The 12,499-nt window shown below is 62.1% G+C and carries 12 protein-coding genes; 7 read left to right on the forward strand and 5 right to left on the reverse strand.

Going from position 1 to position 12,499, the window contains the following annotated elements:
• Positions 1–26: 26 nt before the first annotated feature.
• Together M5G18_RS07115 and M5G18_RS07120 are read right to left on the reverse strand one after the other, a co-directional pair.
• Positions 27–2,138, reverse strand: coding sequence for an ATP-binding protein (locus tag M5G18_RS07115; RefSeq protein ID WP_273897312.1), 2,112 nt, complete (start codon positions 2,136–2,138; stop codon positions 27–29).
• A gap of 132 nt (positions 2,139–2,270) precedes the next feature.
• On the reverse strand, positions 2,271–2,960 hold the full coding sequence (locus tag M5G18_RS07120) for a GntR family transcriptional regulator (RefSeq protein WP_273897313.1): 690 nt from the start codon (positions 2,958–2,960) through the stop codon (positions 2,271–2,273).
• A 140-nt stretch (positions 2,961–3,100) separates the two neighbouring features.
• Between M5G18_RS07120 and M5G18_RS07125 the strand changes: the two genes are divergently transcribed.
• The 7 genes from M5G18_RS07125 to M5G18_RS07155 all read left to right on the forward strand — a co-directional run bounded on the left by M5G18_RS07125 (position 3,101) and on the right by M5G18_RS07155 (position 10,620).
• A complete protein-coding gene (locus tag M5G18_RS07125; RefSeq protein WP_085603189.1) occupies positions 3,101–4,186 on the forward strand; it encodes an ABC transporter ATP-binding protein in 1,086 nt (361 codons plus the stop codon).
• Position 4,187: 1 nt separating this feature from the next.
• Entirely contained in the window at positions 4,188–5,105 is a 918-nt protein-coding gene (locus M5G18_RS07130; RefSeq protein WP_007959454.1) for an ABC transporter permease, read from the forward strand.
• Complete coding sequence (locus M5G18_RS07135; protein WP_085695903.1) at positions 5,102–5,890, forward strand: ABC transporter permease; 789 nt, start codon at positions 5,102–5,104, stop codon at positions 5,888–5,890. The genes M5G18_RS07130 and M5G18_RS07135 overlap by 4 nt, the downstream gene beginning before the upstream one ends.
• A gap of 18 nt (positions 5,891–5,908) precedes the next feature.
• Positions 5,909–6,961, forward strand: a complete 1,053-nt coding sequence (locus M5G18_RS07140) for an extracellular solute-binding protein (protein ID WP_273897316.1) — start codon at positions 5,909–5,911, stop codon at positions 6,959–6,961.
• A gap of 307 nt (positions 6,962–7,268) precedes the next feature.
• Positions 7,269–8,465, forward strand: a complete 1,197-nt coding sequence (locus M5G18_RS07145; RefSeq protein WP_273897318.1) for an amidohydrolase family protein — start codon at positions 7,269–7,271, stop codon at positions 8,463–8,465.
• Positions 8,462–9,949 carry an amidohydrolase family protein gene (locus tag M5G18_RS07150; RefSeq protein ID WP_273897319.1) on the forward strand — a complete coding sequence of 496 codons (1,488 nt, stop codon included), beginning with the start codon at positions 8,462–8,464 and terminating at the stop codon, positions 9,947–9,949. Before M5G18_RS07145 ends, M5G18_RS07150 begins: the two co-directional genes overlap by 4 nt.
• Before the next feature lie 11 nt (positions 9,950–9,960).
• Entirely contained in the window at positions 9,961–10,620 is a 660-nt protein-coding gene (locus M5G18_RS07155; RefSeq protein WP_273897320.1) for a flavin reductase family protein, read from the forward strand.
• A 39-nt stretch (positions 10,621–10,659) separates the two neighbouring features.
• Here the strand turns inward: M5G18_RS07155 and M5G18_RS07160 are convergent, their stop codons facing one another.
• The 3 genes from M5G18_RS07160 to M5G18_RS07170 are packed head-to-tail and all read right to left on the reverse strand — an operon-like array spanning position 10,660 to position 12,394.
• Positions 10,660–11,319 (reverse strand): DUF799 domain-containing protein, encoded by a 660-nt coding sequence (locus M5G18_RS07160; RefSeq protein ID WP_007959444.1) that lies wholly within the window; start codon positions 11,317–11,319, stop codon positions 10,660–10,662.
• A complete protein-coding gene (locus M5G18_RS07165) occupies positions 11,316–11,678 on the reverse strand; it encodes a DUF4810 domain-containing protein (protein ID WP_127798355.1) in 363 nt (120 codons plus the stop codon). The genes M5G18_RS07160 and M5G18_RS07165 overlap by 4 nt, the downstream gene beginning before the upstream one ends.
• Positions 11,679–11,707: 29 nt before the next feature.
• Positions 11,708–12,394, reverse strand: coding sequence for a CsgG/HfaB family protein (locus tag M5G18_RS07170; protein ID WP_162130490.1), 687 nt, complete (start codon positions 12,392–12,394; stop codon positions 11,708–11,710).
• Positions 12,395–12,499: the final 105 nt, after the last annotated feature.

Genomic DNA, 12,499 nt, shown 5'->3' on the forward strand with positions numbered 1-12,499 from the left:
CCAGCCTTGGTCAAGGGATTCGAAGCTCAGGCACTGAGCACGGAACGGATCATCTGCAACAGCGCTTCGGGGCCGTAAGGCTTGCCGAGCAAATGGGTATCGGGGCTTAGCTGATGGTTGCGCGAGATGATGTCGCGGGTGTGGCCCGAGGTGAACAGCACCGCCACCGGCGGCATCTGCACCTTGGCCCACGCCGCCAGATCGGAGCTCTTGATCAGGCCGGGCATGACCACGTCGGTGAAGATCAGATCGACCCGAGCGCCTTCCATCAACATCTGCATGGCCGCGTCGCCATTGCCGGCGATCAGCACGCGATAACCTTCTTCGCGCAACAACTCGACCGCCGAGGTGCGTACCGCTTCGTTGTCCTCGACCACCAGGATCGTCTCGTGGCCGCCCGTGAGGTGTTTCTCCACGCTGGGCGCCGCTTGCCCCACCGCTCGCAGGCTGCGCGGAAAATACAACTGCACTCGCGTGCCCTGGCCCACCTGGCTGTCGATCTCGACATGCCCGCCGCTCTGTTTGACGAAGCCGAACACCATGCTCAAGCCGAGGCCGGTGCCTTGGCCGTCGGCCTTGGTGGTGAAGAACGGCTCGAACACCTGCTCCAGCATGTGCGGAGCAATGCCGACGCCGCTGTCACTGACCGAAACCCGGACGAAATCCCCCGGCACGATGCCCTTGCCCGAACAGAACGCCCGGTCCAGTGAAAGGTTGGAGGCGCCGAGCACGATCGTGCCCTCGCCCTTCATGGCGTCCCGGGCATTGATCGCCAGATTGAGAATGGCGTTTTCCAGTTGATTGCGGTCGACGTTGATGTGCCACGGTTCGTCCGGCAGTTGCACGTCGATCTGAATGGTTTCGCCCAGTGCCCGTTGCAGCAACTCGCCGACGCCTTCGAAGATCTGCCGGGGATTGCACACCGCCGGCGACAGAGGCTGGCGACGGGCAAAAGCGAGCAGTTGCGAAGACAGCTTGGCACCACGCTCCACCGCCGCCAGCGAGGCGCTGACCCGGCGCTGGACGTTGGCATTGTTCGGTTCATGCCGCGCCAGCAGGTGCAGGTTGCCGGCGATCACTTGCAGCAGGTTGTTGAAGTCATGGGCCACGCCGCCCGTGAGGCCGCCGATGGCTTCGAGCTTCTGCGACTGGCGCAATTGCTCTTCAGCGGAGAGCCGCGCCTCGACCTCATCGGCCACCCGCTGTTCGAGATTGCGAGTGAATTTGAGCAGGGACTCTTCGGCGATCTTGCGCTCGTGGATGTCGATCAGCACGCCGGGAAAACGGAACGGCTGGCCCTGCTCGTCGAACTCGCAGCAACCGCTGGCCAGCACCCACAGGAAGCTGCCATCGGCTCGTATCACGCGGTACTCGGCGTTGTAGGGCTCGCCGGTGCGCACCGAATTCTCGACGCACTCCTGCACCCAGGGACGGTCATCGGGATGAATGTGCGCCTCGGCGATGTGCTGCGGCAGGTTGGTCAGGTCCTGATCCGGCGGGAAGGAGAATGTGCGGGCAAATCGCTCGTCGGCCGACAGCACGTTGTTTCTGACGTCCCAGACAAACGAGCCGAGCAGTGCACCGGCATTCAGCGCCAGGCGCACCCGCTCGTTGTCGGCGCGGTAGGCGTCTTCGGCGGCCTGGCGCAACCGTTCGGACTGCACCAGTTCGGTGGTTTCAACCACCATCGCCATCACGCCCGAGGGAACTCCGGCATCGTTGGCCACCGGGCTGTAATACAAATCGAGCCAGACGTCCTCGGGTACGCCATCGCGCAGCAGCACCAGCACCTTGTTGCGGTACTCCAGGGTGCCGCCCGCCAGACAGGTATCGACCACATGCCGGTTGAAATCCGCGACCTCCGGCCAGCCCAGTTCCACCGGTGATCCGAGCAGGTACGGATGCCGGCCACCGGCGAATCGGGAATAGGCGTCGTTGTAGATCATGTAACCGGCATGGCCCCAGAGCATGACCATCGGCAGCGGCGAGGCCAGCATCAGCTGGACGGTGCTGCACAGGCTGGCCGGCCAGGTTTCGAGGGGGCCCAGATCCGTGCCGCTCCAGTCGAACGCACGGATCCGCCCGGCCATCTCGCCTTGCCAGCCGTCACACCCATGGCTATCGGATAAAAACTGCATCGGCTGCTTCAACGCCTTGTGGTGGGTCCGGTTCTATCGCTGCGCGTTCAAGCGCCGCGCCCGTCTGTTTCGAGCGCGCCGGGCAGCGATGGTTTCATTAGAGGTATAGCCGATTTCACCCCGGCTCGACGCTCAGACTTCGATCAGGTGTTTGAGCGGATGGTAGCCGGTCTTGAGCTTCGCAGCGACGTCGAGAATCGCCTTCTGGATGCCGTCCAGGTGCATGCAGGTCAGCTCGATCGCGGCGCTCTGATTGCCGGCCTCGATGTACTCGATCAGCCGCAGGTGTTCGTCGTCGCGGCAGGCTTCGTGGCTGTCGTCATCCAGCGCGGCGGCGTACAGCGAGGCGCGGGAAATCAGCTTCTGGAACCAGTCGAGCAGCACCGGGTTATTCAGGCTGCGGGCCAGTTTGATGTGGAACTCGCCGAGCAGGTGAATCAGCCGCTCGTGATCGCCGGCTTCGTGGGCTTCGTCTTCCAGCAGCAGGTGCTCACGCAGGTCCTGCATCGCGGCGGAGTCCTTGCGTCGGCACAGTTCGGTGACGATGCCGATCTCGATCAGGCGCCGGGTTTCGAACAGCGAACGGATCTCTTCATCGCTGGGCAGCGACACCGACGCACCTTTATTGGGCTCGGTGGTGACCAGTCCATCAGCCTCCAATTGCTTGAGCGCAGCACGAACCGACGTGCGGCTGACATTGAACAACTCCGCCAGCGACGCCTCGCCCAGCTTCATCCCCGGACGCAGCGAACGCTTGCTGATCGCCTCGTAAACCCCTTGGTAGACGCGGTCGACCGTGGTTTCCGTTTTCTTCTCGGTCATTCAAAAACTCCTTCAATGCTGGCAACGCTGCCCGACGAACGACTCAGTCAGGGAAATGGGGGGTTGCGCAAGCAGATTAATCCGGGTATTTCTAAATTGCATTCAGATATTGCATACAATAATTAGAGGATTGCACCATTATGGGTCAACCAATAGCCATTGAAGTGCGTAACGTATCCAAGCGGTATTCTGATGATCCTGGCCTGGCACCAGCCCTCGATAACGTGTCGGTTAACATCGCCGACAACGAGTTCTTCACCCTCCTCGGCCCCTCGGGCTGCGGCAAGACCACCCTGCTGCGCACCATCGCCGGTTTCGAACACGTCAGCGACGGCGAGATCCGTCTGGCGGGCGAAACGGTCAATCACCTGCCGCCGTTCAAGCGTCGGGTCAACACGGTGTTCCAGAGTTACGCGCTGTTTCCGCACATGAGTGTCGCGCAGAATATCGCCTTCGGCCTCGAGATGCAGGGTCTTGATCGCAAGACGATTCCGGGACGGGTCGACGAAATGCTCGCGCTGGTGCAGATGGAGCACCTGGCCGGGCGCAAACCGGCGGAATTATCCGGCGGCCAGCAGCAACGCGTGGCTCTGGCCCGAGCCCTGGCGCCGAAGCCGAAAGTGCTGCTGCTCGACGAGCCGCTGTCGGCGCTGGACCTGAAGCTGCGCAAGGAAATGCAGGTCGAACTCAAGCGCGTGCAGCAGGAAGCCGGCATCACCTTCATCTTCGTCACCCACGATCAGGAAGAAGCCCTGACCCTGTCCGACCGGATCGCGGTGATGTCCGCCGGCAAAATCCTGCAGATCGGCACCCCGACCGACATCTATGAGCGCCCACAACACCGCTTCGTCGCCCAGTTCATCGGCGACATCAATTTCCTCCCCGGCCAGCTCAAGCGCGGCGAGCACAACGAAAACATCTTCGTCCCCAACGGCATGCCGGTGGAAATCCCCTGCCCGCCGCAGGGCGTCAGCGGCAGCAGCGTGCAACTGGCGTTTCGTCCCGAGCGCTCGCAACTGGTCGCGGCGGATCAGCCCCATCATCTGCGCGGGGTGATCGAGGCCGTGCTGTATGTCGGCACCGCGACGCTGTACCAGTGCCGCTTGAACAACGACATCAAGGTCATGCTGCGGGAAAACAACGAAGGCCTGAACCGTGGTCGCGCAGTCGGTGAGCGCGTGGCGGTGCACCTGCCGCCCCAGGCCTGCCTGTTGATGGAGGCCTGAGATGAGCGTCAGCAGCACTTCCCCCTCCCTCAACCGCGCGCTGTTGCTCAGCCCGGTGGTGTTGACCCTGCTCGCCCTGATCGCCATTCCGCTGGGGATCATGGGTTACATCAGCTTGCTGCCGCGCAACACCTACGGCGGCGTCGACTGGCAGGCCCAATGGCAACTGCAGAGTTACGTGCAGCTGTTTTTCCAGGAAGGTTTCGACGGCGAACTCGAACTCAACTGGGTCTACGCCCAGGCGCTGTTGCGCTCGGTGTTCCAGGCCGGTGGCACCACGGTGTTGTGCTTTTTGTTCGGGTTTCCGGTGGCGTTGTGGATGTCGAGCCTGACCCCGCGCCGGCGCAACCTGATGGTGTTGCTCATCACCATTCCGTTCTGGACCAACCTGCTGATCCGCAACTACGCGTGGCTGATCATCCTGCGCGAACAGGGCTGGGTCGCTCAAAGCCTCAACGCGCTGTTCCCGAGTGCCGGCGGCATCACCCTGCTCTACAACGACTTCGCGGTCAGCGTCGGTCTGGTCTACAGCTTCCTGCCGTTCATGATTCTGCCGATCTACTCGACCCTGGAAAAACTCGACTGGCGTCTGGTGGAAGCCGCCTATGACCTGGGCGCCAACCGCTGGCACGCGCTGCGCCGGATCATCCTGCCACTGTCGATGCCCGGGGTGATTGCCGGCGCGTTGCTGGTGTTCGTGCCGAGCCTTGGCGCCTTCATCACCCCGGCGATCCTCGGCGGCGGCAAGACCCTGATGATCGGCAACCTGATCCAACAGCAATTCGGCACCGCGCGTAACTGGCCGCTCGGCAGTTCGCTGTCGTTCCTGTTGCTGGGGATTCTGCTGTTGTCGCTGGTGCTCTACGCCCTCTATAGCCGCAGCGCGGCGAAAACCCTGAACCGGGGAGCGAAAGCATGATCTCTCTGCACCTGAAAAAACTCCCGGCGACCCGGGAAATCAGCCTGCTGATCCTCGCCTATCTGTACGTACCAATCCTGGTGTTGATCGTCTACAGCTTCAACGCCAACCGCTCGGCGACGGTGTGGACCGAGTTCTCGTTCGCCTGGTACGGACGGATCCTGGCCAACCCGTCGATCCAGACGGCGGCGCTGAACTCGATCATCGTCGCGACCATCGCCACCGTGTGCGCCACGGCGATTGCACTGCTGGCGGCGCTGGCGACTTACCGGCCGTTCTACGGGCAGAAAATGGTCGAAGGCGGGATCAACCTGCCGCTGATCCTGCCGGAGATCGTCACCGCCGTGGCCACCCTGCTGCTGTTCATGGCGCTGGGGATCAAGCTCGGGCTGATGACGGTGATCGTCGCGCACATCGGCTTCTGCATTCCGTTCGCCTATTTGCCGATCCGCGCACGGCTCAACGATCTGGACAAAAGCCTACTGGAAGCCGCCAACGATCTGTACGCCAACCCGTGGCAGGTGTTCCGCCGCGTGACCTTGCCGCTGCTGTGGCCGGCGGTGCTGTCCGGTTCGGTACTGGCGTTCGTGGTCAGCCTCGACGATTTCATCATGACCTTCTTCGTCGCCGGGCCCGGTTCGACCACGTTGCCGGTGTACATCTTCTCGGCGATCAAGGCCGGCGTAACGCCCGAGATCAACGCGATCTCGACCCTGATGCTGGTGATTTCCATTGTGCTGGTGGTGCTGGCCTTCTGGCTTGGCCAACGCGGCAAACAACAATAAACCTGGAGCGCTCTGTTCATGAAAACCATAAGCATGCGTTTGGCAATTTCCGGTCTGGCCCTGAGTTGTTTCACCGCGTTCAGCGCTCACGCGGCCGAGCCCAAGGAATTGTTCTTCTATAACTGGACCGATTACTACCCGGTGGACCTGCTGGCCAAGTTCGAAAAGGAGACCGGGATCAAGGTTACCATGGACGGCTACGACAGCAACGAAACCCTGCTCGCCAAGTTGCAGGCCGGCGGCGCGGCGTATGACGTGATCGTGCCGTCGCAGTCGATCATGCAGACGCTGATCAAGCAGGACCTGCTGCTGGAAATCGACGCTCCGACCCTGAACAACTTCCAGTACGTCAAAGGCCCGTTCCGCGACCCGAGCTTCGACCCCGGCCGCAAGTTCTCGGCGCCGTATCTGTGGGGCACCACCGGGTTTTCCTATGACAGCGCCCGGGTGCCGGGCGGCAAGCTCGACGACTCGTGGAAAGAATTCTTCGAACCGCGCAAGGAGTTGCAAGGCCAGCTCGCCGCCCTCGACACCTCCAGCAGCGTGATCAACGCCGCCAGCCATTACCTGAACGTCGACGAATGCACGGAAAACCCGCAGGACGCCAAGCGCATCCTTGAGCTGCTGCAAAAGCAGAAACCGTTTTTGAAGATGTACAGCTCCGACAACACCGTCGACCGCATGGCCTCGGGCGAAGTGATCATGATGCAGAACTGGAACGGCTCGACGGCCCGCGCCACGTTGCAGAAGAGCACGATCAAATACGTGTACCCGAAAGAAGGCCTGGCGATGTTCCAGGACAACTTCGCCGTACCAAAAAGCGCGCCGCATCCGGGCAACGCGAAGATCTTTATCGACTGGATGATGAAACCCGAGAACGCGGCGGCCGTGTCCAACGCGATTGCCTATGCCAACGGGATCCAGAGCGATCAGTTGCTGGATGCGAAATGGAAGGTCATGGACGCGATCAACATGCCCGAGGAATACGCCTCGCGGCTGCGGCCGGAGAAGGAATGCAGCAACAAGGCGCGGGAGTTGCAGGATCGGATTTGGTCGAAGCTCAAAGGTTGATCGTGGATCGCTGGTTTTATCTGAACGCGCGACTCCCAGATCGACTTGAAAGCCCCCTCACCCTAGCCCTCTCCCGGAGGGAGAGGGGACTGACCGAGTTGTCTTGCGCTGTCCGCCGACCTGAAAGACCTGGTCGACTATGGATTCACAGACTTGGTCGATTATGGATTCAGAGATCGAGTCGATTTTGGATTCGAAGTAGATCGCTCACGTCGGCGTAGCTCTTCAATATCCCCCATTCGGTCCCCTCTCCCTCCGGGAGAGGGCTAGGGTGAGGGAAAAAATTTCAAAGAACACCGAGGTTCCCATGTCCCACCCCCGCTGGCTCAGAAACATCCGCCCCTACGGCGCCCCCGCCGAAGACCTGCTGATCGAAAACGGCAAGTTCACCCAACGCCGCCCGGCCTCCAGCACCCCACTGGCCGCCACCGACATCGACGGCCAGAACCAGCTCCTGACCGCCCCGCTGGTGGAAAGCCACGTCCACCTCGACAAAACCCTGTACGGCCAACCCTGGCGCCCGAACAGCGCCGGCCCGACGCTCAAGGACTACATCAGCAACGAGCGCCGCGTCCTGCGTGAAGTGAAAGCGCCGATCGCCGAACGCGCCGGTGCGCTGCTGGAAAACTGTATCGCCCGGGGTTCTTTGACGATGCGTTGCCACGTCGATATCGACCCGGAATTCGGCCTGCGCCACGTCGAGGCCATGCAGCAACTGCGCGAAACCTACAACGACCTGATCGACCTGCAGCTGGTGGTGTTCCCGCAAACCGGCCTGATCAGCCGCCCCGGCACCGCCGAACTGATGCGCGAAGCCATGGCCCTGGGCGTGGAAAACGTCGGCGGACTTGACCCCTGCGGCATCGACAACGACCCGATCGCGCAGCTGGATTTCGTGTTCAAACTGGCCAGCGAGTTCCAGCGTGGCGTAGACATTCACCTGCACGACAAAGGTGAACTGGGCCTGTGGCAGATCGCCCGGATCGCCGATTACACCGAGCGTTTCAATCTGCAAAACCGGGTGATGATCAGCCACGCCTATTGCCTCGGCATGCTGCCGTGGAGCCAGGTCAAACCCGTCGCCGAGCGACTCGCGGCACTGGGCATTTCGTTGATGAGTTCAGCGCCGGCCGACTGCGCGGTGCCGCCATTCCTGGCGTTGCGTGAAGCCGGTGTCAACGTGTGCCTCGGCTCCGACGGCATTCGTGATGCGTGGTCGCCGATGGGCAATGGCGACATGCTGGAACGGGCGATGTTGTTGGCGTTCCGATTCGACCTGGGCAAGGACGATGAATTAGCGGCGGCGTTCGACGCGGCGACCGTGAACGGTGCCCGCGCATTGGGTGTTGAAGAGTATGGTTTTGGAATCGGCCGGCCGGCAGACTTTCTGTTGATGCCGGTCGAAACCCTCGGTGAAGCCGTGGTCGCGCGGCCGGTGCGTCAGGTCTATCGCGGCGGCGAACTGATCGCCAGCGGCGGCCGCTTGCTGGGCAGCCGTCTGTGAAACGCATCGGCCTGAAGGCCGGTTGCGTGGTCGGTTTCGATGGCACGCAGCATGTGCTGTGGCGTGACGGCGAAGTGGTGTTCGCCGGTTCACGGATCGAGTTTGTCGGGCGCGGTTACCAAGGGCCGGTGGATCAGTGGATCGACTACGGCAACGCGCTGATCGGCCCCGGTTTCATCGACCTGGATGCCCTCGGCGATCTCGACTCCACCGTGCTGACCCTGGACAACGGCGACGAACGCGCCATGGGCCGGATGTGGTCGGCGGAGTATCTGGCGGCCGGCCCGCGTGAGTCATTCGGCGCCGAAGAAGAAGTCTTCAAATACCGCTACGCCTTCACCCAGTTGATCCGCAACGGCATCACCACGGCGATGCCGATCACCTCGATGTATTACCGCGAATGGGCGGAGACCTACGACGAGTTTGCCGCGGTGGCCGATGTGGCGGGCGAACTGGGACTGCGCACCTATCTCGGCCCCTGCTACATGAGCGGCATGAGTTACTGGCGCGCCGACGGCACCCTCGCCCATCATTGGGATGAGGCTCGGGGCTTGGCGGGACTGGATGCGGCCGAACGGTTTTTCAAGGATTTCGATGGTGCTCATGCGGGGTTGATTCGTGGGGCGCTGCTGCCGGATCGCATCCAGACCTGCACCCCGGCGCTGCTCCAACGCACGTCCGCATTGAGTCGCGAACTGAATGCACCGATGCGCCTGCATTGCTGTCAGGCGACCGGCGAAGTAGCGATGGTCGAACAGTTGCGCGGCACCTCGCCGCTGGGCTGGTTGCAGCAGCTGGATTTGCTTACACCACGCAGTCTGTTGCCCCACGGCATCTACACCTCTGGCGATGACGATCTGCAACGGGTCATCGACGGCGGCGCCAGTCTGGTGCACTGCCCGCTGGTGTTCGCCCGCGACGGCGAGGCGCTGAATTCGTTTGGCCGCTATCGCGACAAGGGCATCAACTTCGCCCTCGGCACCGACACCTGGCCGGCGGATTTGCTGGCCAACATGCGCCACGGTCTGAACATCGCCCGGTTGATGGAGGGCGGCTCGGCACTGACCAGCAGCCTGAATCTGTACAACGCCGCGACCCTCGGCGGCGCCAAGGCTCTGGGCCGTGACGATCTAGGTCGCCTGGCCCCCGGCGCCAAAGCGGATATCACCGTGTTCAATCTGCGCGGTCTGCATTTGGGTCCGCTGTTCGATCCACTGAAAAACCTGCTGCTGGCCGGGCGCGGCGACGACTGCATCGCCAGTTTCATCGACGGTCGCTGCGTGATGCACGACGGTCAGGTCAACGGCGTCGACTACCCCACTCTGCAACGCCAGGCCCAACGCCAATACGAAAAACTGATGCGCAGCCACAGCGACCGGGCCTTTGGCCGACCGGACTGGAAAACCCTGTTCCAGCCGGCCATTCCGTTCGCCGACGACTACAGCGCCGAAGCGCCGTTGAGCGCCATCGATCCACTTCTTTAGAGATCACTGCCATGCACAGCTTCGACTTCAGCCAACTGAGCCCACGGGAAAAGTACAAGATTCTGATCGGCAGCGTGGTGCCACGCCCGATTGCACTGGTCACCACTATCGATGCCGAAGGCCGGGTCAACGCCGCGCCGTTCAGCTTCTTCAATGCGCTGTCGGCGGACCCGCCCATTCTCGCGCTTGGCGTCGAGAACTACGGCGACCAAAGCCCGAAGGACACCACGCGCAATATCCAGATGAACCAGGAATTCACCGTCAACATCGTCAGCGATGCACTGGTGGAAGCCATGAACGTCTGCGCCGTGCCGTTCGCGCCGGGCTTCGATGAGTTGACCGCAGCGGGCCTGACAGCGATTCCCGGCACCTCGGTCAAATGCCCGCGAATCGGCGAAGCACCGGTGGCGCTGGAATGTCGGCGGATGATGGCGCTGAACATCGGTCAATCGCGGGAGATCATTTTTGGCGAGGTGTTGATGGCGCATGTGCGCGACGAGTTGATCGACCCGAAAACCCTGTACATCGATCAGTTGGGGCTGGATGCGATCGGGCGCATGGGCGGCCATGGTTATGCGCGGACCCGGGACTACTTCGACCTGCCGACCCGCTCGTTGCAAGCGTGGACGGAAGCGCCGGGGGGTGGCGAGCGGTTTTGGCCTGGCAAATAAAAAAAGCGGCCCACCGAGGTGGGCCGCTTTAGAGGTCGATCAGTCAGTGCCGTACTTCGGCGACCGTGGCCCGTACAGCAGGCCCGCCGGATGACCGGCCGACAGCAGTCGATTGCTGGCCACACCGGCAATCGGGTAGCCGGCATCGGTGGAGCTGTTGATGATCTGCTTCACCGCTGCGGTGATCAGCATGCCGATCAGCCCGCCGGCATTGCTGTTGTTGCCCTCCTCGCTCGACGCCCGGGCCGCACCGGTCCACAGGGTGACGCCGGTTTTCAGATCGACCAGCTTGGCGCTGGCGGTGACGGCTGTTTCACTGCTGATCACCATGTAGCGCGTGCCGTACTCGCTGACGGTGATGTACAGCGCCGCGTCGGCACCGAAGATTTCCTGCAGCTTGTTGGCCGGCGCCGCATGGATGTCATCCGGCGTGGTCAGGCCGTTCTGGCGGAACGTCTCGTCGACCAGCGTGATTGGCAGCACGTAGTAACCGGCTTCGGCCAGCGGGAACGTCACTTGCGACAACAGGCTGTAGGACGCCTTGACGTCCGGCGAGGTGTTCAGCGGCGGCAGCACCAGAATGGATTTCGGCCGTGCTTGTTTGTACGCCGAGTAGTCCACGGTTTTCGGTGCAACGCAGCCACCGAGAACGGTCAGCGCCAGGCCTGCGGCCAGCAGTTTCAAGGCACGGGAGATCATTGGGCGTCTCCGGTCTTGGCGTTTTTAAGCAGAAAATCCATGTAGGTGCCGGACTCGGGGAACAGAGTCTTCTCGGTGCGCAATTGCTGCACCATCTGATCGTCCTTGCCCATGCTCAGGTACAGCAGACCGAGATGAGCGTGGTAACCCGGCGGTACCGGCTTGCCACTGGCACGGATCTTTTGCAGATCGGCTTCCAGTGCTTCGGCCTGGGCTTCTTTCGGCGTTTCGCTTTTGAAGTATTCGTAGACTTGTGGCTGGTAGCCTTCCCACTGATACAGGGTTTGCGGGCTGCTGCAACCGGCCAGCAAGGCGCTGGCGGTCAGGGCCATCAGCGACCGGGACAGGGACAGATTCATGGTGTGTTGCTCCTTGCGATGGGCGTCTATCAGTTGCCCGGTTTCCAGGCACCGGCGTTCATGCCATCAACCAGACGATTGATCGCCTCGCGCATGGCCAGATCGAGGACTTTGCCGTTGAGGGTGGAGTCGTAGGCAGCGGTGCCGCCGAAGCCGATGATTTCGCGGTTGGACAAGGCGTACTCGCCGGCGCCCTGAGTCGAATACACCACTTCGGAGGTGCTGATATTGACGATGTTCAGGTTGACCTTGGCGTAGGCGACCTGGGTCTTGCCACGGCCGAGAATGCCGAACAGCTGATGATCGCCGGTCTCTTTGCGGCCGAACTCGGTGACGTCACCGGTGACCACGTAATCGGCGCCTTTCAGACGCTGGGCCTGGCCCTTGATCGCCGCTTCCTGCTGGATTTCGCCCATGTTGTCGCGATCCAGCACCGAGAAACGGTTGGTCTGCTGCAAGTGAGTGATCAGGATGGTCTTGGCCTGGCCACCGAGACGGTCGACGCCGTCGGAGAAGATCCCGCGCATGTAGCTCGAACGGTTGTCGAACTTGCCCACGGCCATCGGGATTCGCACACCGGACCAGGCCTGGGAGGCGCTTTCCACCTTGGCCACCGGCAATGCGCGGGAGCTTTCGGTGGCGCAACCGGAAAGCGAGCCGGCCAGGGTGCCGAGGACGGCAATCGCAACGCCCGAGACCAACATCCGGGAGATCATTCTCACTGTGCATTCCTTCTGAAATTCGATGTGTCCCCGCACGGTGATGTTGTGGGGGATCGGGAAAGGGGCGGCATTATGCCAAAGTGCCATCAGTGAGAACAG

This window comes from Pseudomonas aphyarum (assembly GCF_028657055.1).
Taxonomy (GTDB): Bacteria; Pseudomonadota; Gammaproteobacteria; order Pseudomonadales; family Pseudomonadaceae; genus Aquipseudomonas; species Aquipseudomonas aphyarum.

What these genes read in the sequence shown, in the direction of transcription:
- M5G18_RS07115 (WP_273897312.1), bottom strand. Translation starts at nt 2,138, where the DNA reads ATGCAGTTTTTATCCGATAGCCATGGGTGTGACGGCTGGCAAGGCGAG.
- M5G18_RS07120 (WP_273897313.1), bottom strand. Translation starts at nt 2,960, where the DNA reads ATGACCGAGAAGAAAACGGAAACCACGGTCGACCGCGTCTACCAAGGG.
- M5G18_RS07125 (WP_085603189.1), top strand. Translation starts at nt 3,101, where the DNA reads ATGGGTCAACCAATAGCCATTGAAGTGCGTAACGTATCCAAGCGGTAT.
- M5G18_RS07130 (WP_007959454.1), top strand. Translation starts at nt 4,188, where the DNA reads ATGAGCGTCAGCAGCACTTCCCCCTCCCTCAACCGCGCGCTGTTGCTC.
- M5G18_RS07135 (WP_085695903.1), top strand. Translation starts at nt 5,102, where the DNA reads ATGATCTCTCTGCACCTGAAAAAACTCCCGGCGACCCGGGAAATCAGC.
- M5G18_RS07140 (WP_273897316.1), top strand. Translation starts at nt 5,909, where the DNA reads ATGAAAACCATAAGCATGCGTTTGGCAATTTCCGGTCTGGCCCTGAGT.
- M5G18_RS07145 (WP_273897318.1), top strand. Translation starts at nt 7,269, where the DNA reads ATGTCCCACCCCCGCTGGCTCAGAAACATCCGCCCCTACGGCGCCCCC.
- M5G18_RS07155 (WP_273897320.1), top strand. Translation starts at nt 9,961, where the DNA reads ATGCACAGCTTCGACTTCAGCCAACTGAGCCCACGGGAAAAGTACAAG.
- M5G18_RS07160 (WP_007959444.1), bottom strand. Translation starts at nt 11,319, where the DNA reads ATGATCTCCCGTGCCTTGAAACTGCTGGCCGCAGGCCTGGCGCTGACC.
- M5G18_RS07165 (WP_127798355.1), bottom strand. Translation starts at nt 11,678, where the DNA reads ATGAATCTGTCCCTGTCCCGGTCGCTGATGGCCCTGACCGCCAGCGCC.
- M5G18_RS07170 (WP_162130490.1), bottom strand. Translation starts at nt 12,394, where the DNA reads ATGATCTCCCGGATGTTGGTCTCGGGCGTTGCGATTGCCGTCCTCGGC.